Annotated in this window: 19 protein-coding genes; 12 read left to right on the top strand and 7 right to left on the bottom strand. The window is 68.8% G+C overall.

The features are described from left to right. Positions 1-27: 27 nt before the first annotated feature. Together HPA02_RS05890 and yddG are read left to right on the top strand one after the other, a co-directional pair. The gene (locus HPA02_RS05890; RefSeq protein ID WP_146802163.1) at positions 28-720 is read left to right on the top strand and encodes a helix-turn-helix transcriptional regulator; all 693 of its coding nucleotides are present in this window, start codon (positions 28-30) and stop codon (positions 718-720) included. A 264-nt stretch (positions 721-984) separates the two neighbouring features. Beyond that, positions 985-1,911: an aromatic amino acid exporter YddG gene (gene yddG, locus HPA02_RS05895; protein ID WP_146802164.1), complete on the top strand. Its 927-nt coding sequence runs from the start codon at positions 985-987 to the stop codon at positions 1,909-1,911. Here yddG and mnmC read toward each other — a convergent pair. After that, complete coding sequence (gene mnmC, locus HPA02_RS05900; RefSeq protein ID WP_146802165.1) at positions 1,908-3,917, bottom strand: bifunctional tRNA (5-methylaminomethyl-2-thiouridine)(34)-methyltransferase MnmC2/FAD-dependent 5-carboxymethylaminomethyl-2-thiouridine(34) oxidoreductase MnmC1; 2,010 nt, start codon at positions 3,915-3,917, stop codon at positions 1,908-1,910. The genes yddG and mnmC overlap by 4 nt on opposite strands. Positions 3,918-4,071: 154 nt before the next feature. Further along, entirely contained in the window at positions 4,072-4,371 is a 300-nt protein-coding gene (locus tag HPA02_RS05905) for a YciI family protein (protein WP_146802166.1), read from the bottom strand. Between the two features lie 121 nt (positions 4,372-4,492). Here HPA02_RS05905 and HPA02_RS05910 point away from each other — a divergent pair, with 121 nt between their 5' ends. From HPA02_RS05910 to HPA02_RS05920, 3 genes are all read left to right on the top strand, one after another. Then, positions 4,493-5,392 carry a PHP domain-containing protein gene (locus HPA02_RS05910; RefSeq protein WP_371832419.1) on the top strand — a complete coding sequence of 300 codons (900 nt, stop codon included), beginning with the start codon at positions 4,493-4,495 and terminating at the stop codon, positions 5,390-5,392. An 82-nt stretch (positions 5,393-5,474) separates the two neighbouring features. Continuing rightward, positions 5,475-6,095, top strand: a complete 621-nt coding sequence (locus HPA02_RS05915; protein WP_146802168.1) for an L-threonylcarbamoyladenylate synthase — start codon at positions 5,475-5,477, stop codon at positions 6,093-6,095. Between the two features lie 223 nt (positions 6,096-6,318). Then, positions 6,319-7,101: an HAD family acid phosphatase gene (locus HPA02_RS05920; protein WP_146802169.1), complete on the top strand. Its 783-nt coding sequence runs from the start codon at positions 6,319-6,321 to the stop codon at positions 7,099-7,101. Positions 7,102-7,147: 46 nt separating this feature from the next. On the opposite strand, the gene HPA02_RS05925 is transcribed toward HPA02_RS05920, so the two are convergent. Continuing rightward, the gene (locus tag HPA02_RS05925) at positions 7,148-8,044 is read right to left on the bottom strand and encodes an ion transporter (protein ID WP_146802170.1); all 897 of its coding nucleotides are present in this window, start codon (positions 8,042-8,044) and stop codon (positions 7,148-7,150) included. Between the two features lie 21 nt (positions 8,045-8,065). Next, the gene (locus HPA02_RS05930) at positions 8,066-8,917 is read right to left on the bottom strand and encodes a CYTH domain-containing protein (protein ID WP_146802171.1); all 852 of its coding nucleotides are present in this window, start codon (positions 8,915-8,917) and stop codon (positions 8,066-8,068) included. 96 nt (positions 8,918-9,013) lie between these two features. On the opposite strand from HPA02_RS05930, the gene HPA02_RS05935 reads away from it, so the two are divergent. From HPA02_RS05935 to HPA02_RS05960, 6 genes are all read left to right on the top strand, one after another. After that, positions 9,014-9,694 (top strand): TIGR00153 family protein, encoded by a 681-nt coding sequence (locus tag HPA02_RS05935; RefSeq protein WP_146802172.1) that lies wholly within the window; start codon positions 9,014-9,016, stop codon positions 9,692-9,694. A gap of 95 nt (positions 9,695-9,789) precedes the next feature. Further along, positions 9,790-11,055: an inorganic phosphate transporter gene (locus HPA02_RS05940; protein WP_146802173.1), complete on the top strand. Its 1,266-nt coding sequence runs from the start codon at positions 9,790-9,792 to the stop codon at positions 11,053-11,055. Positions 11,056-11,173: 118 nt separating this feature from the next. Next, complete coding sequence (gene argA / locus HPA02_RS05945) at positions 11,174-12,484, top strand: amino-acid N-acetyltransferase (protein WP_146802174.1); 1,311 nt, start codon at positions 11,174-11,176, stop codon at positions 12,482-12,484. Positions 12,485-13,740: 1,256 nt separating this feature from the next. After that, positions 13,741-15,249 (top strand): sensor histidine kinase, encoded by a 1,509-nt coding sequence (locus HPA02_RS05950; RefSeq protein WP_146802175.1) that lies wholly within the window; start codon positions 13,741-13,743, stop codon positions 15,247-15,249. Between the two features lie 3 nt (positions 15,250-15,252). After that, on the top strand, positions 15,253-15,795 hold the full coding sequence (locus tag HPA02_RS05955; protein ID WP_146802176.1) for a hypothetical protein: 543 nt from the start codon (positions 15,253-15,255) through the stop codon (positions 15,793-15,795). A gap of 82 nt (positions 15,796-15,877) precedes the next feature. Next, complete coding sequence (locus HPA02_RS05960) at positions 15,878-17,155, top strand: sigma 54-interacting transcriptional regulator (RefSeq protein WP_232341003.1); 1,278 nt, start codon at positions 15,878-15,880, stop codon at positions 17,153-17,155. 42 nt (positions 17,156-17,197) lie between these two features. On the opposite strand, the gene HPA02_RS05965 is transcribed toward HPA02_RS05960, so the two are convergent. The 3 genes from HPA02_RS05965 to HPA02_RS05975 all read right to left on the bottom strand — a co-directional run bounded on the left by HPA02_RS05965 (position 17,198) and on the right by HPA02_RS05975 (position 19,996). Next, complete coding sequence (locus HPA02_RS05965; RefSeq protein WP_146802178.1) at positions 17,198-17,851, bottom strand: peroxiredoxin; 654 nt, start codon at positions 17,849-17,851, stop codon at positions 17,198-17,200. A 117-nt stretch (positions 17,852-17,968) separates the two neighbouring features. Continuing rightward, positions 17,969-19,327, bottom strand: coding sequence for an exodeoxyribonuclease VII large subunit (xseA, locus tag HPA02_RS05970; protein WP_146802179.1), 1,359 nt, complete (start codon positions 19,325-19,327; stop codon positions 17,969-17,971). A gap of 117 nt (positions 19,328-19,444) precedes the next feature. Then, entirely contained in the window at positions 19,445-19,996 is a 552-nt protein-coding gene (locus HPA02_RS05975) for a PRC-barrel domain-containing protein (RefSeq protein WP_146802180.1), read from the bottom strand. Between the two features lie 213 nt (positions 19,997-20,209). Here HPA02_RS05975 and guaB point away from each other — a divergent pair, with 213 nt between their 5' ends. Continuing rightward, positions 20,210-21,679 carry an IMP dehydrogenase gene (gene guaB, locus HPA02_RS05980; protein WP_146802181.1) on the top strand — a complete coding sequence of 490 codons (1,470 nt, stop codon included), beginning with the start codon at positions 20,210-20,212 and terminating at the stop codon, positions 21,677-21,679. Positions 21,680-21,727 lie beyond the last annotated feature (48 nt).

The raw sequence follows: 21,727 nt of genomic DNA on the forward strand, positions 1-21,727 counted from the left end.
CGGCGCCCCGGCAGCATCCTTGGCCGTATGACCCGCGAGTCTCCTCCACGCCCCGGCAGCGTCGAGCGTAGCTATCCCCTCGACTGCCTGAGCGATACCCACGACTACCACCAGCTGCTGGTGGGCCTCGACGGCCGCCTGGACGTCGAGATCGAGGGGCGTGGCGCGGCCGTGGCCGCGGGGGGCGTCTGCCTGATCCCCGCCGCGACGACTCATCACTACCTGGGGCTCGACGCCGACAACCGCTGCCGGGTATTGGACCTGCCGGCCGGGGAGGGCGGCGTCGATGCCCTCTTCGCGCGCATCCGCTTCCTGCGCCTGTCCCCCGAGGCGGCTCGGCGGCTGGACGATGGGGCCCTGCTGGCGCGGCTCGGCGCCGCGCCGCCCTGGAACGGCCCGCGCCTCAATATGGCGCGGCTGACCCGGCGGGTGCAGGCCGATCCGGCCGCGCCCTGGGACATGGCCCGGCTGGCCGAGGTCTCGTATCTCTCCGAGCGCCAGCTGCGGCGCAGCCTCTCCGCGTTGACCGGCCAGACCCCCTGGCAGTGGCTCACGCGCCAGCGCCTGGCCCGGGCCGCCCGGCTGTTGGCCGAGGACGAGGCCTCGATCACCGAGATCGCCCTGGCCTGCGGCTTCGCCGACGGCGCCCAGTTTAGCCGTCACTTTCGCCGCTGGTATGGCATCACGCCGAGCGAGTTTCGCGGAGGGCGCCGAGTTTAGGTTCATCGCAGATCAGCGTGAAGCCACGACATGAATGATTCCGGCTTGCTATCGTGGGAGTTTGGCTATGCCGAACGATTGGGCGACGAAGTCGCCCCTGGTGGCATCCAGGATCGCCCTTCGGGCGACATCGCGCGGAATCCGCGCTCCCACGGGGCATCACGCCGAGCGAGTTTCGCCGCGGGGCTCGATGGCCGAAATCGACAAGCCAGGGCCCTGGCCTGGGGCCACACTGGGCGCCCGATTCCCGAATGGAGAAGCGAGATGTCGGCCGTTTCCCCCGCCGAGGCGCGCCGCGCCACCCTCTGGGGCGCCACTACCATCCTTAGCTGGGCGACCCTGGCGCTGTTGACCCAGTGGGCTGGGCCGGTGCCGCCCTTCCTGCTCACCGCCTTGTGCTTCGGCCTGGCCGGCGGCCTGGCGCTGCTGGTGTTCCTGATTCGCGGCGAGGGGGCGGCCCTGGGCGAGGCGCTACGCCAGCCCCCGGCGGGCTGGTTGCTGGGCGTCGGCGGCCTGTTCGGCTACCACCTCTGCTACTTCGTCGCCCAGCAGAACGCGCCGGCGGCCAATGCCGGCCTGATCAGCTACCTCTGGCCGCTGCTGATCGTGATCTTCGCCGGCTGGCTGCTGCCGGGGGAGCGGCTGCGCGGCATCCATCTGCTGGGGGGAGGCTGCGGCTTCCTGGGGGCGGCGCTGTTGGTGGGACCGGACGGCCTCGACTGGGCGGGGGAGTACACCCCGGGCTACCTGGCGGCCTTCGCCGCGGCCTTTATCTGGAGCGGCTATTCGGTGGCCTCGCGGCTGCTGGCGCGGATTCCCACCACGGCGGTGGCCTGGAACTGCCTGGGGGCGGCGCTGCTGGCGCTGCTCTGCCACCTGGCCTGGGAGCCCCGCGGCTGGCCCGAGGGCGCCAACCTTTGGGCCATCCTGGTCCTGGGGCTGGGCCCGGTGGGCAGCGCCTTTTTCACCTGGGACCTGGGCATGAAGCGCGGCCAGGTTCGCCTGCTGGGACTGCTCTCCTACGCGACGCCGCTGCTCTCCACCCTGATATTGATCGCCGCGGGCCTGGCCGCCCCCGCTCCGACCCTGTTGATCGCCGCCCTGCTGATCTGCGGCGGCGCCCTGATCGGCAGCGGCCGGCTAGGGCGGCGAGCGGGCCAAGGCACCCGGCAGGAGTCGGCGGGCCCCTAGCCGCGAATCAGCTCGCGAATCAGTCGCCGCCCCGGGTGCAGGTGATCCACCAGGTCGCGGGGCAGCGGCAGGGGCTCGTCGCAGAGCATCGAGGCCAACAGCTCGGCGCACAGCGGCGCGCTGGCCAGGCCTCGGGAGCCGTGGGCGGCGCTGATCCACAGCCCCGGATGATGGCGCCCCGGGGTCTCGGGGATGCGCTTGGCGTCCTTGGCGAGTCCCGCATAGTCGCGTCGCCAGGCCTCGGCGTCCGGCAGCGGCCCGGCGTAGGGGGTCTTGTCGGGGCTGGCCGCGCGCACCGCGGCGCGCCCCGCCAGGCGCGAGGCATCCAGCTCGGCGCCAGTCGCACGCAGCGCCGCCACATAGCCGGGCAGGGTGGCCTCGAGCTCCGCCAAGTTGGCGGCGTGATCCGCCTCCCGTGGCTCGTCGCTGTCGTCATGGGGGGCGAAGGTGGCGCCGAAGGTCAGCACCCCGTCCAGGGGCGGCGGCAGGTAGCCACCGGCGCAGATCACCCGGGTCGGCGCCGGGGCCCCCGCGGGTAGTCGCAGCTCGCTGACCTGGCCGCGGATCGCCTGCAGGGGCAGGGCGGCGCTCTGGGCGAAGCGGTTGGCGGCCCGGGCATTGGCCAGCACCACCTGATCCACCACCAGGGCGTCCCCATCGGTGAGATCCAGCCGCCAGCCCTCGTCTGTCGGGGCGAGGGCCGCCACCGCCGTGGGGCGATAGTCGATGCCCGGGGTGGTCGCCAGCCGGGCGCAGAGGGCCTTGGGTCGCACCCAGCCCGCCGCCGGATAGTCCAGGCCGCCGCAGTCGGGAGCCAGGTCGCCGGTGAGGCCGCAGCGCCGGGCCAGGGGCTCGGCATCGAGGCCTGCCACCACCGAGTCGGGCAGGGGATGGTTGTCGAGGAAGCGCGCCTGGCGCCGGGCCTCCCGCTCGGTGTTGGCCAGCTGCACCACGCCGCTGGGCTGCCACAGGGCCCGGTTCGGATCGCGGTGGGCCAGGAAGCGCCGACTGTGCAGCAGCCCCGCCAGGTAGAAACGGCTCTGGTCGTTGGTCTCGGCGGCCAGCTTGACGTAGAGGGCCCCCTGGCGGTTGCCGGAGGCACCGGCGGCGATGCCGGCGGGGTCGAGCAGGGTCACCGCCACCCCACGACGGGCCAGGGCCTCGGCCACCGTGGTGCCGGCCAGGCCGGCGCCCACCACCACGACATGCCGGGCCGGACGCGCCGGCGGCGGGGTGAACCAGGGCGTCCCACGGCGGGCGTCGTCCCGGGGCGGCGTCGCGATCTCGCCGGCCAGCATCTCACGCTTGCGGCCGAAGCCGGGCACCTTGCGCCAGGCGAAGCCCGCCGCCCTGAGGCCACGCTTGACCACCCCGGCGCAGGTGAAGGTGGCGAAGCTGGCGCCGGGGCGGGAGCGGGCCGCCATGGCCTCGAACAGCGCCGGGTGCCACATCTCGGGATTCTTGGCCGGGGCGAAGCCATCCAGGAACCAGGCGTCCACCCGGCCTTCCAACTGCCACAGGCCCTCGGCACTGTCGCCGAAGTGCAGGTCCAGGGTGACCCGCTCGTCGAGCCACAGGCGATGCACCCCGGGCAGCGGCTCCGGCCACTGGTCGACCAGCCGTGCCGCCGGCTCGGCGAACTCGGGCCAGGCCGCCAGGGCCCGGGCCAGGTCGTCGCGGCGCAGCGGGAAGAGCTCGGTGGAGACCAGGTGCAGGCGCGCCCCGGCGGGGGCCTGAGCGCGGAAGCAGGCCCAGGCGCAGAGCATATTGAGGCCGGTGCCGAAGCCGGTCTCGCCGATCACGAAGGGGCGCGGTTCCCGCCACTCCCGGAAACGCCGCGGCAGGTCGTTGGCGGCGATAAACACATGCTCGGTCTCGGCGCGGCCGTCATGGCGGGAGAAATAGACGTCGTCGAAGCGGGTCGAGTGGGGCGCCGCGGTCAGGGTGTCATCGGCGCGCCAGTCCAGGCTGGCCTGGGTCAGGGGGCGCAGGGGGGGCAGCGTCACGGCTCGGGCCTCGCAGACAGAAGAATCCGGGGGTGGTCAAAGCGTAGCCAGCCCGCTCCAGGCGAGGGCGGCTCTGGGCTGGCGCCAGGCATCCGCGGGCTGTTAACAGAGTTTTCCACAGCCACTGTGCAAAAACCGACTGTGGAAAACCTCCTTAGGGCAGCACCTTCTTGAAGGGCTTGACGGTGACCTTGGCGTAGACGCCGGCGATCACATAGGGGTCCACGTCCGCCCAGGCCTGGGCGGCCTGGAGGTCCTCGAACTCGGCCACCACCAGGCTGCCGCTGAAGCCCGCCTCGCCCGGGTCGTCGCTGTCCACCGCCGGGTGGGGACCGGCCAGCACCAGGCGGCCCTCGTCGCGCAGTTTCTCCAGGCGCGCTAGGTGATCGGGGCGAGCGGCCATGCGGCGCTCGAGGCTGTTATTCACATCTTCACTGATGATGGCGTAGAGCATGGGTGAATCCTTGCAGGATATGCGACGGGCAGGTGCCGGGCCCCGGTGGCCTGCGGTTGACCGCGGCCGGTGGGGCGCGCACCATGGAGGCCCTATTTTGACAAAGACGCCCGCCGGCGTCATGCCGATGCCCGATTCTTCCCCGCTCGCCGACTCCCTGGCCGAGGTCACCGGCCTCGATCTGCATATGCACTCCACCGCATCCGACGGGGCCCTGGCCCCCGCCGAGCTGATGGCCCTGTGCCGGGCCCGGGGCCTGACCCACCTGGCGCTGACCGACCACGATACCCTGGAGGGCGTCGCCGAGGCGGAGAAGGCCGCTCGGGAGTTGGGCCTGCGCCTGCTGCCCGCCACCGAGCTCTCCTCGCAATGGGGCGGGGTCAATATCCACGTGGTGGCGCTGTTGCCCGAGGGCGCCCATGGGCCCCTGGCCGACGGCCTGGCCGAGCAGGCGCGCGCCCGGGCGGCGCGGGCCGAGGAGATCGCCCGGCGGCTGGAAGCCATCGGCCTGGACGACGCCCTGGCCAAGGCCCGGGCCCAGGCCGGCAGCGAGCGTCCCCTGGGGCGCCCCGACTTCGCCCGGGCGTTGGTCGCCGATGGCCTGGTCAAGGATATCGGCACGGCCTTCAAGAAGTACCTGGGTAACGGCAAGCGCGGCGATATCAAGGCCCACTGGCCCGCCCTGGAGACGGTGGTGGCCTGGGTGGTGGCCGCCGGCGGGGTGGCGGTGCTGGCCCATCCGCTGCGCTATGGCATGACCCGGCGCAAGCGCGGCCTGCTGTTGGACGCCTTCCGGGGCGCCGGCGGCGAGGCGGTGGAGCTGGTCAGTGGCTTCCAGAACCCCGACCAGACCCGCGACCTGGCCCGCCAGTTGATCGAGCGCGACCTCGCGGGTTCCCTGGGCAGCGACTTCCACGCCCCGGGTGGTCCCCTGGCCCCCGGCAGCATGAGCCCGGTGCCCCGGGTCGCGGTGACGCCGGTCTGGCACCACCCTCGGTTGGCGGGCTTTGCCGCCGCCTGAGCCGCGGCGTATGCTGAGATCCATGCCCGGGCCGAGGCGTCGCCTTGGCTCGCTTCTCCCGGACTCAGTGCAAGGAGCCCGCATGAGCCAGTTCTTCCAGATCCATCCCGAGAATCCCCAGAAGCGCTTGATCGATGGCGCCATCGAGATCATTCGCCGCGGCGGCGTGGTCGCCTACCCCACCGACTCCGGCTATGCCCTGGGCTGCCACCTGGGGGACAAGAAGGCGGTGGAGCGCATCAAGCGCCTGCGCCAGCTGGATGACAAGCACAACTTCACCCTGGTCTGCTCGGACCTCTCCGAGATCGGCACCTACGCCAAGGTGGACAATGACGTCTTCCGCCTGCTCAAGGCGCATACCCCCGGCGCCTACACCTTCATCCTCCAGGCCACCACCGAGGTGCCGCGGCTGCTGTTGCATCCCAAGCGCCGCTCCATCGGCGTGCGGGTGCCGGATCACCGCATCACCCATGCCCTGCTGGCAGCCCTGGGCGAGCCGCTGATGAGCGTGACCCTGATCCCGGTGGGGGAGGAGTTGCCGATGACCGACGCCGAGGAGATCCGCGAGCGCTACGCCAATCAGCTCGACCTGATCATCGACGGCGGCGCCTGCCAGCTGGAGGCCACCAGCGTGGTGGACCTGCGCGAGCTGCCGCCGACCATCGTCCGCGAGGGCCGGGGGGATCTCTCCCCCTTCCAGTAAGACGCACCGCCTTTTTCGTCGACGCTGCCCGGCCCCTGGCCGGGCAGCGTCGTGTCGGGGTGTCGCAAAGAAGCCGCGAAGGGTCGCAACGAGCCAGGCGAGGGTGACAACCTGCGCTAGATTTAATTTGAACGAGCAATAAAAATAAAATACGCTGTTTTTTGTCGATTTCGATAACAGCATGTAATGGATTGGCTGCGGCCGATCCTCACAGGAGCCACGCATGACCCCCAACAAGAAGCGATTCCCCGCCCTGCTGGCCGGCCTGGCCGCCGCCTCCTTCGCCGCCACCGCCAGTGCCGAGGCGCCCGCCGAGGAGGCGACCCTCTGCGATCAACAGGCCTATGCCATGGGCCTGCGCTATCAGCAGCAGTCCGCCGAAGTGGCGGCGCTCCAGCGTCAGGGGTATGCCCTGGCCACCCTGCGCCTGGAACAGGCCATCGAACGGCATGGCGAGGACGCCGACCTGGCGATCATCACCGACCTGGACGAGACGGTGATCGACAACGGCGCCCTGCTGGTACGCGATATGCAGCGCTGCCACGATTACACCAGCTGGGACACCTGGAAGCACTGGGAGCGTGAGGGCGAGCCGCGGCTGATCCCCGGCGCCGGGGACTTCCTCGAGTATGCCGATGCCCAGGGCGTGGCCATCTACTATGTCTCCGACCGCTACGACGAGAACAAGGCCGCGACCCTGGCCACCCTGGAGGGGCTGGGGCTGCCGCAGGTCGGCGACGACAGCGTGCTGCTGCTGGGCCCGCCCAAGCAGGAGCGCCGCGATCTGGTGGAAGAGCAGCACACCCTGGTGATGCTGCTCGGCGATACCCTGCACGACTTCTCCGAGGCCTTCGTCAGCAGCGTACCCCTGGCCGAGCAGCACGCCGAGCTCGAGGCCAATGCCGAGCGCATCGGCGTCGACTGGATCGTCTTCCCCAATGCCACCTACGGCACCTGGGACGATGCCGAGCTGGAGGCCTGGGACGCGCCCTTCGTGACCGAATAAGCGCGAGTCGAAGGCCCGTGGCAGGGCCGGCCGAGGAGGCGTCCGCTCAGGCGGGCGCCTCCTCGTCGTTGGAGGGGGAGGCATCGGGCTCCTCCCGGGGATCCGGGGTCTCCTCGTCGAGCCAGGTGCCGCACAACAGGCAGTATTTGGCGCGCTTCTCGTGACGGTCGTGGCCGCAGCCGGGGCAGGCCTCGTCGGAGTAGCGATCGGCGCGGATCGAGCGAATCACCTCCGCGGAGAAGACCCCGGTGGGCACGGCGATGATCGAGTAGCCGATCAGCATCACCATCACCGAGATCGCCTGGCCGAGGGGGGTGACCGGCACGATGTCTCCGTAGCCCACGGTGGTCAGGGTGACGATGGCCCAGTAGATGGCGGTGGGAATGCTGCTGAAGCCGGCCTCCGCCGGCTCGATCAGGTAGACCAGCGAGGCGAAGATGGTCACCAGCATGAAGACGCTGAACAGGAACAGGAAGATCTGGTGGGTGCTGCGCTTGAGGGCCTCCACCAGCAGCCGGGCTTCACCGACGAACTGCATCAGACGCAGGATGCGGAAGATACGCAGCACCCGCAGCAGGCGGATCACCACCAGGGACTGGGCCCCGGGAACCAGCAGCACCAGCCAGGTGGGCAGGATCGCCAGGACATCGATGACCCCGTAGAAGCTCTTCAGGTAGCCCAGCGGCTTGTCGAGGCAGTAGAGGCGCAGCGCCAGCTCCAGGGTAAAGGCCAGGGTGAAGCCCCACTCCAGCCAGTAGAAGGCGGGGCCATAGGCGGCCCGGTAGGCCGGCACGCTATCCAGTATTACCACCAGCACGCTGGCCAGGATGGCCACGATCAGGGCGATATCGAAGCCCTTGGCCAGCGGCGTATCGGACTCGAAGATCACCTGGAAGACCCGAGTGCGCAGGCCCTCGGCGGCGGGCTTGAAGGACGTGGTCATAAAGCGCCTCCTGCTCGGGGCTCAGGCGTGAAGGTATCGCGCCAGGCTCAGGGCCTCGCCGCCGAGGGCCGCGGTCCCCCCTTCGCCGAGGGCGTCGGCCAGGGCCTGGGCGAGGCGTCGGGTGATGGCGTCGCCATCGTCCAGGCTCGCCAGCCGGGCATAGGCACGCTGGGCCTCGGCGAGGAAGCCCCCGTCACGGCTGTCGCCCAGGGCATCCAGGGCGGCGATGGCGCGGCGCTCCAGGTCGAGGGCCGTCTCGCCCTCCGGCAGGGGCCAGTGGCCGGCTAACAGGGCCGCGCCCCGGGCCGCCTTGCTGGCGTTGGCGGGGCGCAGTGCCACCACCTCGGCGAGCCGCTCGGCCAGTTGCCAGAGGGCGGCGGGTTCGCCCTCCTCGAGTTCCAGTTCCAGCTCGCGGATGGCCGCGTGGCGCTGCCCGGCGCGAATCTCGCCCTCGTCCAGGGCCAGCTCGATACGGCTGCCCTGCCAGTCGAGGTGCCAGCGGCGGCGCCGGAAGTCGGTGCTGAAGCGTGGTTCGAGGCACTCCAGCAGCTCCACCGGTAACGCCGCCATGGGCGGCAGGGTGGCCAGTCCGGCCAGGTCCAGGGCCTCGCCGGCCACCGGCCACTCCCATTCGCCGCGCTGCGACAGGCCGCCCTGGCTCTGGCCGGCGGTCTTCAGGGTCTGCACCCAGCCGTCGGCGGTACGCCTCAGGCGCAGCGCCATGCGTGCCGCCTCCAGCTCGCCACGGGGCGTGTCGAAGTAGGTGTTGGCCAGATCCAGGCATTCGGGGGAGCGGCTCAGCAGGGGATGGGCCAGCAGTCGCTGGGGGCCGTCTACGGGCAGGGCGAGCTTGAGCTCGATCTCTTGGGCCATGGGGGTTTCCTGTGTGACGAAGGGGTGAATTTTTTATGACGCTGGCGGCCTCAATCACTATACTGACGCCGCCAATTCCCAAGTGCGAATTCTCCTATGGTGACTCCCAACCCCTTTTCCGCGATGTTTGGCCGTTCGCCATTCCAGCCGCTGTTAGCGCATATCGTCAAGGCCAGCGAGGCCGCGAATGAGCTGCTGCCCTTCTTCGAAGCGACCCTGACCGGCGACTGGGACACGGCGGCTCGCCATCGTGAGACGATCACCCGCCTGGAACACGAGGCCGATGAGCTCAAGACCGAGCTGCGCCTCAACCTGCCCAATACCATGTTCCTGCCGGTCTCCCGTTCCGATCTGCTCGACCTGATCAGCGTACAGGACAAGATCGCCAACAAGGCACGGGATATCACCGGCATCATGCTGGGTCGCCAGATGCAGGTGCCCGAGGCCCTGGCCGGCCCCATGCGCGACTACCTACACACCTCGGTGGGCGCCGTGACCCAGGCCCGCAAGGCGCTGGAAGAGCTCAAGGATCTGCTGGAGTCCGGCTTCGGTCGCAACGTTTCCGACGTGATGCAGAACCTGATCCGTGAGCTGCACACCCTGGAACACCAGGCCGATGGCCAGCAGGTGGCGATCCGCCGTCAGCTCTTCGAGCTGGAGAGCGAGCTGCCGCCGGTGGACGTGATGTTCCTCTACCAGATCATCGATTGGATCGGCGAGCTCTCCGACCGCGCCGAGCGGGTCGGCAGTCGCCTGCAGATCCTCACCGCTCGCTGAGGCCGGCGCCACCGCGCCGCCCGGCTCCGGTCCGCGGGGCAACCCCGTCGCGGACCCCTCGCATTCCTCCGACACCTACATAGGATCCAAGCCCTATGTCGATCATTGCGCAGCACGGCGAAATCTTCATTATCCTGGCCTGTCTCTTCGGCTTCTTCATGGCCTGGGGGGTGGGGGCCAATGACGTGGCCAACGCCATGGGCACCTCGGTGGGCTCCCGGGCCATCACCATCAAGCAGGCGATCATCATCGCCGTGATCTTCGAGTTCCTCGGTGCCTGGCTGGCCGGCGGCGAGGTCACCGATACCGTCCGCAAGGGCATCATCGACCCGGCGTTGTTGACCGACACGCCGCAGCTACTGGTCTACGGCATGCTGGCGGCGCTGCTGGCCGCGGCCACCTGGTTGCTGATCGCCTCCATGAAGGGCTGGCCGGTCTCCACCACCCACTCCATCGTCGGTGCCATCGTCGGCTTCGCGGTGGCGGGGCTGGGCGCGGCCTCCGTGGATTGGGGCGCGGTCGGCAAGATCGCCGCCAGTTGGGTGGTGTCGCCGCTGTTGTCCGGTACCATTGCCTTCGGCCTGTTCAAGACGGTACAGCATCTGATCTTCGAGGCCCGCGACCCCTTCGCCGCTGCCAAGCGCTATGTGCCGGTCTATATCTTCCTGGTGGGCTTCGTGGTGGCCATGGTGACCCTGGTCAAGGGCCTCAAGCATATCGGCCTCGACTTCTCCTATACCCAGAGCTTCCTGCTGTCGGTGGTGCTCGGCCTGATCATCACGGGCATCGGCGTCCTGCTGGAGCGTCGGGTCGATTACCAGAAGAGCGCCGGCGATGCCTTCGGCTATGGTGGCGTGGAGCGGGTCTTCGGCGTGCTAATGCTGTTTACCGCCTGCGCCATGGCCTTCGCCCACGGCTCCAATGACGTGGCCAATGCGGTGGGGCCGCTGGCGGCGATCATCAGCGTGGTGCAAAGTGGCGGTGCCGTCGAAGGCGCCTCCCTGGTGCCCTGGTGGGTGCTGGTGCTGGGTGGTGGTGGCATCGTCTTCGGCCTGGTGACCTATGGCCGCAAGGTGATCGCCACCGTGGGCACCGGGATCACCGAGCTGACCCCCAGCCGCGGCTTCGCCGCCACCCTGGCCGCCGCCACCACCGTGGTGCTGGCCTCGGGCACCGGCCTGCCGATCTCCACCACCCATACCCTGGTGGGCGCGGTGCTGGGCGTGGGCCTGGCCCGCGGCATGTCGGCGCTGAACCTACGGGTCATCGGCACCATCGCCATGTCCTGGCTGATCACCCTGCCCGCCGGTGCCGGCCTGGCGATCCTCTTCTTCTTTATGTTCAAGGGGATGTTTGGCTAAGCGGCCAGACGCACAGAGTCGGTGAAGAAACGGCGGCGCCCAAGGGTGCCGCCGTTTTGCATGGCTTGCTATAGTCGAAGCTCACTTTATCCGTTCACCTGCTGCCGGAGTGCGGCCCTTGAATAAGCGCTTTCCCTTCGTCGACTGGTTCCGTAACTCGTCCCCCTATATCAATGCCCACCGCGGCCGAACCTTCGTCATCCTGATCGAGGGCGAGGCCATGGCCGAGGGCCGAGGCGAGCAACTGATCCAGGACCTGGCCCTGCTGCATACCCTGGGCGTGCGCCTGGTGGTGGTCTACGGCATTCGCCCCCAGGTGCGACAGGCGCTGCGCGACGATGGCATTACCCCCTATCGCCACGAAGGACGCTGGGTCGCCGACGATACCATCATGGCTCGGGTCGAACGCATCGCCGCCGAGCAGCGGCTATGGCTGGAGGCGCGCCTCTCCGTGGGCCTGCCCAATACGCCCCTGCATGGGGTGGAATTGACCGCCGTCTCCGGCAACCTGGTGATGGCCAAGCCCCTGGGCGTGCGCGAGGGCATCGACTACGACCGCAGCGGCGAGGTGCGGCGCGTTCGCGCCACGGCGATTCAGGGCCTGCTCGATCAGGGCTCCCTGGTGGTCCTGCCGCCCCTGGGCTTCTCGAGTACCGGTGAGGTGTTCGACCTGGATGCCGCCGAGGTCGCGCAGCAGGCGGCGGTGGCGCTGGGCGCCGACAAGCTGATCCTGCTGGGGGAGGCGGCGGGGCTACACGATGCCAGCGGCCAGCTGCAGCGCCAGCTGACCCCCGCCGAGGCGACGCCGCTGATGGAGCGCGCCGCTCCCGGCAGCGAGCTGGCTCGCCACCTGGGGGCCGCCTGCGGCGCGGCCCGCCACGGCGTGGCCCGTACCCACCTGCTCTCCTGGCTCGATCATGACGCCCTGCTGGGGGAGCTGTTCACCCGCGACGGGGTGGGCACCATGATCACCCAGCACCGCTACGAGCAGCTGCGTGCCGCCGAGCTGGCCGACGTCGGGGGACTGCTGGAACTGCTGGAGCCCCTGGAGCGCCGCGGTATGCTGGTGGCTCGCTCCCGGGAGCGCCTGGAGCACGAGATCGACGACTATGTGCTGATTGATCGCGATGGCATGGTGATCGGCTGTGCCGCCCTGCACTGCTTCGGCGATGCCGAGATGGGCGAGCTGGCCTGCGTGGCGGTGCATGGTGACTACCGCGGTGGTGCCCGGGGGGAGCTGTTGCTGGCCGAGGTGGAGCGTCGCGCCCGTCGCCTGGGGCTGACGGCGTTGTTCGCGTTGACCACCCATACCGCCCACTGGTTCTTCGAGCACGGCTTCCAGCTCGCCTCGGTGGCGGATCTGCCGCCCATGAAGCGCGAGGCTTATAACCAGGCACGCAAGTCGAAGGTGCTGATCAAGGCCCTCTGAGCGATGGCCCCGGAGGGTGCGTGTCGCCGCCCGGGGCCCGCTTCGGGCCAGGTGTCGCAGAAAAGAATATATTAACCATCTGATTTTAAAGAATTAATTGAGATTCTTTGCAAAAACGTCGGAGAATCGCGACGTTCTTCCCGCCTTTCCCGGGGGCGTCCGCCCCCGTTCCCGTCTCCCCCTCGTACGAAATATTTATAAATAGTTGATTTTTAAGTGATTTTAAAAAAGTGGCACGAGTGTCGCTATAGTCAGGGTGAGCAGCGAGGAGGAGATTGTTACGGCTCATCTCCTTCGGTCCCGAGTCGGGCGAGCACTTCGCTCCCTGTGCCGCTCGCCCTACCCGGGGCCAGCGCCTGCTCCATGCGATGTGACACTCAGGTTGCGATGAGACCGGTGCCGCCGTCAGGCAAGGAAGGGTACCGTTAACGGGCAAGGAGGCCCTGGCAAGGATGCCTCATCCCCTGCGGGGGATCGATTTTCGACGGGCAGGCGAAGGCCTTCCCGTCCTGCGGAATGAAGCCGGGCAACTGCTCCCGTCGTGATAGCCCCTGGCAGGCGATGAACCACGACATGGCTTCCGGGCCTCGGGCCCTGCGAGTGGCGATGCCCCCGGCCAGGCGGCAAGGTAACGACGCTCGTCCCCTTTAGTTCCCTGCGTACCTCGGGCCGACCCTGTCGGCCCATTTTTTTTGCTGGGCAGGGGGTAAAGGAGGGCTGTCGGCGATTTACCACGCCGGACTTCCTGGTGTCGCCAAATGCATACTAAGCAACATATTGTTTATAAAGAATATTTTCTTTTGCCTCGAAAAGGCGTCTCCATAAGGAGACAAAATAGGGCTCGAAAACGGCGGGTCCTCGTCGGCGGAGGTGGTGGTTCGCTGAGTGTTGTTTATAAATTATTGTTTTTGTTGGATTTTCTTTTTAGTTGGCACGGCTTTGGCAATAGGTAGGGCAAGCGGGACGGATGTCCGCGAGCACTGCCCCGATACGGGGAAAGTTTCTCGATAAGTCGCCCCTCTGGCGGTTTATTCAGGAAGTCCGGCTGGCCCACGAGAGGCGTGGCTGTCCGGCTTCGGGCCCCTGGCCCAGCGGCGGTTTCGATCGATACGCCGTCACTTCAGTTCCCTGCGTACCTTGGGCCGGCTCTGCCGGCCCTCTTTTTTTATGGGCGCTCCCTGGCCCTGGCGGTATCTCTGGTATTCTCGTGAGTATGATGCATGGCAACGACCTTACTCCGGCATAGAACCCTGGCCATGACCACGCAGGTGTCGCGCCGCTGGCGCCCACGTTCCCTGTTGCAGCTGGTACTGCTCGCTTTCCTGGTGGTGATGCTGCCGCTGGGGATCCTGATGTTCCAGGCCGGTCAGGCGCTGGCCGAATTGACTCGCCTGGCCGATGCCGGCGCTCGTCAGGCGGTGGAGGAGACCCGGCGCGCCCGGGCCCTCACTTCCCTGTCGCTGGAGATGGAGCGTAGCGCCCGCCAGTATGCGGTGGTGGAGGAGCCCGGCCTGATGACGCTGTTTATCGAGCGGCATGCCGAGTTCGAGTCGCTGCTGCGCGACCAGCGGCGCCTGTTGCCGGAGAACCCCGATGTCCTGGCGCTCGGCCCGCTGCTCGAGGCGCTGCGCGAACTGCCGGAGCTGTCGGCGTCTCAGGTGGGGGAGCGCCTGGAGCTCTTCGCCGCCCTGGCCGAGCACGCCGAAGCGGTCCGCCGGGCCACCAATCGCCGCATCGACGAGCGCATCGAGGCGATCCGCGGACGTGCCGGCCAGGTCCAGGCCAGGCTCTGGCTGCAGACCCTGGCCCTGGTATCCGCCAGCCTGGCGCTGATGCTGCTCTTCACCTGGCTGATCATTCGACCCATCCGGCAACTCGAGCGGCGTATCCAGGGGATCGGCGGCACCAGTCGCACCGCCCCGGTGGCGCACTGCATCCAGGGGCCGGCGGAGCTGGTGCGCCTCGGCGAACGCCTCGACTGGCTCTCGGAGCGCCTGGGCGAGGTCGAGGCCCAGAAGCAGCAGTTCCTGCGCCATATGTCCCATGAGCTCAAGACGCCCTTGGCCAGCGTGCGTGAGGGCACGGCGTTGCTCTGCGACGGGGTGGCCGGGCGCCTCGACCCGCGCCAGCGGGAGATCCTCGAGCTGATCGATGCCAGCGGCGACGAGCTGCAGCGCTTGATCGAGCAGTTACTCGACTACAACCTGCTGCAGCATCACCGCGAGGTGGATATCCGGCGCTTCGACATGAGCGTGCTGATCGGGGAGCTGCTGGCCAAGCACCGGCTGGCCCTGACTCACAAGGGCATGCGGGTGACCTCTCCCGAGCGCCCCCTGGAGTGGTGTGCCGATCGCACCGCGACCGGGCGCATTCTCGACAACCTGTTGTCCAACGCCATCGCCTATGGGGAGGATAACGGCAGCCTGGAGATTCGCCAGCGTCGCGAGGGCGCCACCCTGGTCATCGAGGTGGCCAACAGCGGCGAGGCGATCGACGAGGGGGATCGGGGCCGCCTCTTCGAACCCTTTTATCAGGGACGGGCGCGACGCAAGGGGGCCCTCAAGGGTTCCGGCATCGGGCTCTCGGTGGCCGCCGACTGCGCGCGCATGCAGCAGGGTCGCCTGGAGCTGGTCACCGACGACCTGCTACCGGTGTGTTTCCGCCTGACCCTGCCCTGGCAGCCGGGTCCGCTCCCCGAGCCGGAACAGAAAAATATCCCTGCACCGAAGGACCCGGAGGCGCAGGCGCACGCAAGGAGCCGTTGAGTCATGACGCATCGTATCGTCGCTGCCCTGGCGGGTATCGCCCTGCTGGGGGGCTGTCAGTGGGTACCCCGGCTGCCGCAAGCCCCGGGGCCCGAGCCCGCCGCCGTGAACCCGGCCTGTGAGCGGGAGATCCCCCTGCTGGTGGAGGAGAATGCCTGCCTGCTGGATGCCTGGGTGGCCTTCGGCCTGGCCTCCCAGCGCGGCGAGCGCCAGTGGCGCGAGACCCTGCTGGCGCGCCTCGACGGCGAGGACGAGCGCTCGCGGCTGGCCCGGGCCGCCCTGCTGGCCTGGGGCAGCGAGCGTCAGTGGGACGCCGCCGCCGGGCTGCTGGACGATGCGCTGATCGGCGAGGCACCGGAGGCATTGCAGCCGCTGCTGCGCTACTGGCGCAACGATCTGGAGGGGCGCCGCGCCCTGGCCGGCCGGCTGGCGCGCAGCGAGCACCAGCGCCAGGCCCTGGAGGCGGAGCGCCTGGAACTGGAAGAGAAGCTCGAGGCGCTGACCGCCATCGAGCAGAGCATCAACCTACGTCAGCCGTCGCCATGACGGAGACCGGAGTCGAAGAGTGAAGCAAGCCGCGCATATCCTGCTGGTAGATGACGACGCCAGCCTGCTGAAGCTTCTGGGCATGCGCCTGGAGAGTCATGGGTTTCGGGTCACCACGGCGGCCAGCGGCCGCGAGGCCCTGGAGCGGGTCGAGGTCGCGCGTCCCGATCTGGTGCTTTCCGACCTGCGCATGGATGGCATGGACGGCCTGGCGCTGTTCCAGGAGCTGCAGCGGCGCTTGCCCGGCCTGCCGGTGATCATCCTCACCGCCCATGGCTCGATCCCCGAGGCGGTGAGCGCCACCCGTCAGGGGGTCTTCAGCTTCCTGACCAAGCCGGTCAACCGCGACGAGCTGTTCGCCGCCATCGACGAGGCCCTGGCCCAGACCCCGCGGGGGGGCGAGGGCGAGCAGGGCTGGCGGGCCGAGATCATCACCCGTAGCCCGGAGATGGAACGCATCCTCGAACAGGCGCAGATGGTCGCCGCCTCGGACGTCAGCGTGCTGGTCACCGGCCCCTCCGGCTCCGGCAAGGAGCTGCTGGCCAGTGCCATTCACAAGGCCAGCCCGCGGGCCGACAAGCCGTTCGTGGCGATCAACTGCGGTGCCCTGCCGGAGCAGCTGCTGGAGAGCGAGTTGTTCGGACATGCCAAGGGTGCCTTTACCGGCGCGGTCAGCCAGCATCAGGGCCTCTTCCAGGCCGCCGATGGCGGCACCCTCTTCCTCGACGAGATCGGCGACATGCCGTTGCCGTTGCAGGTCAAGCTGCTGCGCGCCCTCCAGGAGCGCCAGGTGCGGCCCCTGGGCTCCACCGTCTCGCTGCCCATCGACGTGCGGATCATCTCCGCCACCCACCGCGACCTGAGTCGTGCCATGGCCGACGGCGACTTCCGCGAGGACCTCTACTACCGCCTCAATGTGGTCAACCTCAAGCTGCCGGCCCTCAAGGAACGCGCCGAGGACGTGCCGCTGCTGGCCAAGCACCTGGTGGCCAAGGTGGCCTCCCGTCACAAGACCCTCGTCAAGGGCTTCTCGCCGGAGGCCCTCAACCTGCTGGCCTCCTGCGCCTGGCCGGGGAATGTCCGCCAACTGGTCAATGTGGTGGAGCAGTGCGTGGCCCTGAGCAGCGCACCGATCATCCCCGAGGCGCTGGTCTCCCAGGCGCTGGCCGCCGAGGAGAATGGCCTGCCCACCTTCAACGATGCCCGCGCCGGTTTCGAGCGCAGCTATCTGATCAAGGTATTGAAGATCACCGAGGGCAACGTCACCCAGGCGGCGCGTATCGCCGGGCGCAATCGCACCGACTTCTACAAGCTGCTGGGGCGCCACGACCTGGAGCCGGGGCGTTTCAAGCCGGGATAATGAGGAGGAGCCCCCGCCGAGTGGCGGGGGCGTCGCCAAGCCTTACTTGGGCAGCTTGGTCTTGCGCAGGTAGGGGAAGATGGTCTCGAACTCGCCGAATTTTGCCTTGGCATCGGCATCGGAGACGGTGGGCGGAATGATCACGTCCTCGCCGACGGTCCAGTTGACCGGCGTGGCCACGCCCTTGCTGGCGGTGGTCTGGAGGGCATCCAAGGCGCGCAGCACCTCGGCGAAGTTGCGGCCCACGGTCATCGGGTAGGTCATGGAGAGCTTGAGCTGCTTGTCCGGGCCGATGATATAGACGGTGCGCACGGTGGCGCTGTCGGCCGGGGTACGGCCGTCGGGCAGGTAAGCCTCGGCGGGCAGCATATCGAACAGCTTGGCGACCTTGAGGTCATCGTCGGCGATGATCGGGAAGCCCACCGGGCACTCGGCATACTGTTCGATATCACCGATCCAGCCCTTGTGCTCCTCGACCCCATCCACGGAGACGCCGATCACCTTGGTGTTACGCTTCTTCCACTCCTCGTCGAGCTGGGCCACGGCACCGAACTCGGTGGTGCACACCGGCGTGAAGTCCTTGGGGTGGGAGAAGAGGATGGCCCAGCTGTCACCGATCCATTCGTGGAAGCGGATCGGCCCCTGGCTGGTCTGTGCCTCGAAATCGGGGACGACATCATTGATACGCAGTGACATGGTGTAGCTCCTTCTAGCGGAATGGATGCGAGCCGGCGGGTCAGCCGCCGGTAGCGGGTGGGACACGACCCACTAGACCCTAGCATAACCGGGAGGTTCGGCGGCAGGCTCGTAGCCTCAGCGCGATGCGGGCCCTGCGTCCTGATGCACCGCGGTGACCTCCAGGTCGAGGCGCCCCTCGCCGAGGCGGGCACCGAGCCGCTGCCCGGGGCGGGTCTCCGCGGCGCGGCGCACCACCCGGTGAGCCTCGTCCTCGAGGATCGCATAGCCGCGCCCCAGCACCGCCAGCGGGCTCACCGCCTGCAGCTCCCGCACCACCCCGCCGAAGCGTTCGCGATGCCGGGCCAGCTCCCGGGGCATGGCCGTGCCCAGGCGGCGCCGGGCGGCCTCCAGGCGCTCGCGGGCCTGGCGTAGCTGGCGATGGGGCGGATGGGCGGCCAGGCGCCGCGCCAGCTGTCCCTCGCGATGGCGTTCGTGCTCCAGGCGCCGCTGCATGGCGCGGTGCAGCCGCGCGCGTAGCTGCTCGAGGGCCTGGCGCTGGGTCGCCAGTCGCTCGCCGGGGTGGCGCAGCCGGGCGCGCAGGTGGTCGAGGCGCTGGCTCTCACGGTCGAGGCGGGCGCGCTGGGCGCGCACCAGGCGGGCGTCCCATTGTCCTAGGCGGCGACGCAGGTCGGCCTGGTCCGGCACCAGTTGCTCGGCGGCGGCGGAGGGGGTGGGGGCGCGGACATCGGCGGCGAAGTCGGCCAGGGTCAGGTCCACCTCGTGACCCACCGCCGACATCACCGGCAGCCGCGAATGGAAGATGGCCCGCGCCAGGTGCTCGTCGTTGAAGGCCCAGAGGTCTTCCAGGCTGCCGCCGCCGCGGGTGATCAGGATGGCGTCCCGGGCCGGGTCCAGGTTGGCCTGGCGATTGAGCAGGGCCAGGGCGCGAATCAGGCTGGGCGCCGCCTCGCGACCCTGCACCGGCACTGGGATCAGGGTGGGGCGGGCCAGGGGCCAGCGCGCCGCCAGCACCGCCAGGACGTCGCGGATCGCCGCGCCGCTGGGCGAGCTGAGGATCAGTAAGTGGCGGGGCGGGTAGGGCAGTTGGCGGGTATTGGCGAAGACGCCTTCCGCCTCGAGCTGGGTCTTGAGGCGCTGGTAGGCCGCTAGTAGCTCGCCCTCGCCGCTGGCCTGCACCGCCTCGACGATCAACTGGTAGTCGCCGCGGGGCTCGAAGATCGATAGCCGGCCGCGCACCTTGACCCGGTCGCCGTCGCGCATCGGCGCCGCCACGAAGCGCGCCCGGGTGCGGAACAGCGCGCAGCGCAGCTGCGCCTCGGCATCCTTGAGCGTGAAGTAGACATGCCCCGAGGCCGGCCGCGACACCCCGGAGAGCTCGCCCTCCACCCAGCAGTCGCCGAAGTCGCGCTCCAGCAGCAGGCGCGCCTGGCGGTTGAGCTGGCTGACGGAGAGCGGGGCGGGGGTATCGGACATGGCGGGGCTCCTCGGGCTAAGGCGCCCAGCCTAGCATGTCGCGGGGGCGGAAATGCAGCACCGCCGGACCTGGGCCCGGCGGTGCATCGGTCGATCTAGGCACCGATTCCGGAAGGCTCACTCGTCGGGGGTGACCGCATCCCGGGCCGCCTCCCAGGCTTGCCGGGCGTTCTCGCGGGTGGTCTCCCAGGCGCGCTCGGCGCCCTCCTGGGTCGCCTGCCAGGCGCTCTCGGCCCCCTCCTGGGTCCGCATCCAGGCCTCCCGGGAGCGCTCCCGGGCCTGCGCCCACCAGGCATCGTTATAGGTCGGGTAGCCCTCGAGTTCCTCGGCGCTGGCCTCGAGCATCACCCGGTGCTCGGCATCGCCGTCGTTCTCGAGGTCGGTCATCAGGGTGAAACTCCCGGACTCGACGATAAATTCGCGACCGCCGAGGCCCAAAGCGCTACCGCTCTCGACCACCAGGGCGGTGATCTGCATCGCCTCGTCGAGGAGGATATCCTCGACCTCGCCGACCCGCTCGCCGGGGTTGGCGGTCAGGTAGACGCCGGCGTCGAGGATGTCATCGGCGGAGTAGAGCCCCTGGGGCTGGTAAGTCGACTGGGCCTGGGCGCCCAGGGCCAGGCCGCCGGCCAGGGTGGCAATGGCGAGGGAGAGGGTCGGTTTACGCATCGAATCACTCCTTTCCTTGAGTGGGAATTGGTTGACGCCCCTTCACCCTAGCCAAGACACGCCGATTCGACAGTGATTCCCTGTGTTGTCCTGTTCGGCTCTGTTACCCGCGTGGTGGGGCCCGTGACGGGGCCCGCTCATGGCGTTATAATGGCGGATTAATTTCCCCACGCCCCGTCCCCCATCATCTGCTTAACATTGGGTGTTGCCGATATGCTACGTATGGCGCAAGAAGCTCTTACGTTCGATGACGTATTACTCGTTCCCGGCTACTCAGAGGTCCTGCCCAAGGATGTCAGCCTCAAGTCCCGCCTGACCCGCCACATCGAACTCAATATCCCCCTCGTTTCCTCCGCCATGGACACCGTCACCGAAGCTCGCCTGGCCATCGCCATGGCGCAGGAAGGTGGCATCGGCATCATCCACAAGAACCTGACCATCGCCGGCCAGGCCGCCGAGGTGCGCAAGGTCAAGAAGCACGAGAGCGTGATCGTCAAGGATCCCGTCACCGTCAGCCCCAAGGCCAAGCTGGAAGACCTGCTGGCCATGGCCGACGAGTACGGCTACTCCGGCTTCCCGGTGGTGGAGGGCGAGACCCTGGTGGGCATCGTCACCGGCCGCGACATGCGCTTCCAGCCGGACCACAGCGACACCGTGGCGGGCATCATGACCCCCAAGGAGAAGCTGGTCACCGTGCCGGTGGGCACCCCCCTGGAGGAGATCAAGGCCAAGCTGCAGGAAAGCCGCATCGAGAAGATCCTGATCGTCGATGACCAGTTCCACCTGCAGGGCCTGGTCACCGTGCGTGATATCGAGAAGGCACGCACCTACCCGATGGCCGCCAAGGACAGCGACGGCCGCCTGCTGGTGGGCGCCGCCGTGGGCACCGGCCCCGAGACCCCGGATCGGGTCGCCGCCCTGGTGGAAGCCGGCGTCGACGTCATCGTGGTGGATACCGCCCACGGCCACTCCAAGGGCGTCATCGACCGGGTCGCCTGGGTCAAGGCCAATTTCCCCCAGGTGCAGGTGATCGGCGGCAATATCGCCACGGCGGAAGCTGCGAAGGCGCTGGCGGAAGCGGGTGCCGATGGCGTCAAGGTGGGCATCGGCCCGGGCTCCATCTGCACCACCCGCATCGTCGCCGGCGTGGGCGTGCCGCAGATCAGCGCCGTGGCCAACGTTTCCGCGGCGCTGGAGCCCTATGACATCCCGCTGATCGCCGACGGCGGCGTACGCTTCTCCGGCGACCTGGCCAAGGCCGTCGCCGCCGGCGCCAGCTGCGTGATGATCGGCGGCCTGCTGGCCGGTACCGAGGAGGCCCCCGGCGAGGTGGAGCTTTATCAGGGGCGTACCTACAAGGCCTACCGCGGCATGGGCTCCATGGGCGCCATGGCCCAGAGCCAGGGCAGCGCCGACCGCTACTTCCAGGACAAGGACGCCGGCGCCGAGAAGCTGGTCCCGGAAGGCATCGAGGGCCGGGTGCCCTACAAGGGCGTGATGAGCGCCATCGTCCACCAGCTGATGGGCGGCCTGCGCGCCTCCATGGGCTACACCGGCTGCACCTCCATCCAGGAGATGCGCACCAAGCCCGAGTTCGTGAAGATCACCGGTGCCGGCTTCGCCGAGTCCCACGTTCACGACGTGCAGATCACCAAGGAAGCCCCCAACTACCGGGCGGGCTAAGCCTGCAAGCTTGAAGCCGGAAGCTTGAAGCTGGGAGCGGGCAAGATG

It is taken from the genome of Bisbaumannia pacifica (genome assembly GCF_007989625.1).
GTDB classification, from domain to species: Bacteria; Pseudomonadota; Gammaproteobacteria; order Pseudomonadales; family Halomonadaceae; genus Bisbaumannia; species Bisbaumannia pacifica.

What these genes read in the sequence shown, in the direction of transcription:
- HPA02_RS05890 (WP_146802163.1), top strand. Translation starts at nt 28, where the DNA reads ATGACCCGCGAGTCTCCTCCACGCCCCGGCAGCGTCGAGCGTAGCTAT.
- yddG (WP_146802164.1), top strand. Translation starts at nt 985, where the DNA reads ATGTCGGCCGTTTCCCCCGCCGAGGCGCGCCGCGCCACCCTCTGGGGC.
- HPA02_RS05905 (WP_146802166.1), bottom strand. Translation starts at nt 4,371, where the DNA reads ATGCTCTACGCCATCATCAGTGAAGATGTGAATAACAGCCTCGAGCGC.
- HPA02_RS05910 (WP_371832419.1), top strand. Translation starts at nt 4,493, where the DNA reads ATGCCGATGCCCGATTCTTCCCCGCTCGCCGACTCCCTGGCCGAGGTC.
- HPA02_RS05915 (WP_146802168.1), top strand. Translation starts at nt 5,475, where the DNA reads ATGAGCCAGTTCTTCCAGATCCATCCCGAGAATCCCCAGAAGCGCTTG.
- HPA02_RS05920 (WP_146802169.1), top strand. Translation starts at nt 6,319, where the DNA reads ATGACCCCCAACAAGAAGCGATTCCCCGCCCTGCTGGCCGGCCTGGCC.
- HPA02_RS05925 (WP_146802170.1), bottom strand. Translation starts at nt 8,044, where the DNA reads ATGACCACGTCCTTCAAGCCCGCCGCCGAGGGCCTGCGCACTCGGGTC.
- HPA02_RS05930 (WP_146802171.1), bottom strand. Translation starts at nt 8,917, where the DNA reads ATGGCCCAAGAGATCGAGCTCAAGCTCGCCCTGCCCGTAGACGGCCCC.
- HPA02_RS05935 (WP_146802172.1), top strand. Translation starts at nt 9,014, where the DNA reads ATGGTGACTCCCAACCCCTTTTCCGCGATGTTTGGCCGTTCGCCATTC.
- HPA02_RS05940 (WP_146802173.1), top strand. Translation starts at nt 9,790, where the DNA reads ATGTCGATCATTGCGCAGCACGGCGAAATCTTCATTATCCTGGCCTGT.
- HPA02_RS05950 (WP_146802175.1), top strand. Translation starts at nt 13,741, where the DNA reads ATGACCACGCAGGTGTCGCGCCGCTGGCGCCCACGTTCCCTGTTGCAG.
- HPA02_RS05955 (WP_146802176.1), top strand. Translation starts at nt 15,253, where the DNA reads ATGACGCATCGTATCGTCGCTGCCCTGGCGGGTATCGCCCTGCTGGGG.
- HPA02_RS05960 (WP_232341003.1), top strand. Translation starts at nt 15,878, where the DNA reads ATGCGCCTGGAGAGTCATGGGTTTCGGGTCACCACGGCGGCCAGCGGC.
- HPA02_RS05965 (WP_146802178.1), bottom strand. Translation starts at nt 17,851, where the DNA reads ATGTCACTGCGTATCAATGATGTCGTCCCCGATTTCGAGGCACAGACC.
- xseA (WP_146802179.1), bottom strand. Translation starts at nt 19,327, where the DNA reads ATGTCCGATACCCCCGCCCCGCTCTCCGTCAGCCAGCTCAACCGCCAG.
- HPA02_RS05975 (WP_146802180.1), bottom strand. Translation starts at nt 19,996, where the DNA reads ATGCGTAAACCGACCCTCTCCCTCGCCATTGCCACCCTGGCCGGCGGC.
- guaB (WP_146802181.1), top strand. Translation starts at nt 20,210, where the DNA reads ATGCTACGTATGGCGCAAGAAGCTCTTACGTTCGATGACGTATTACTC.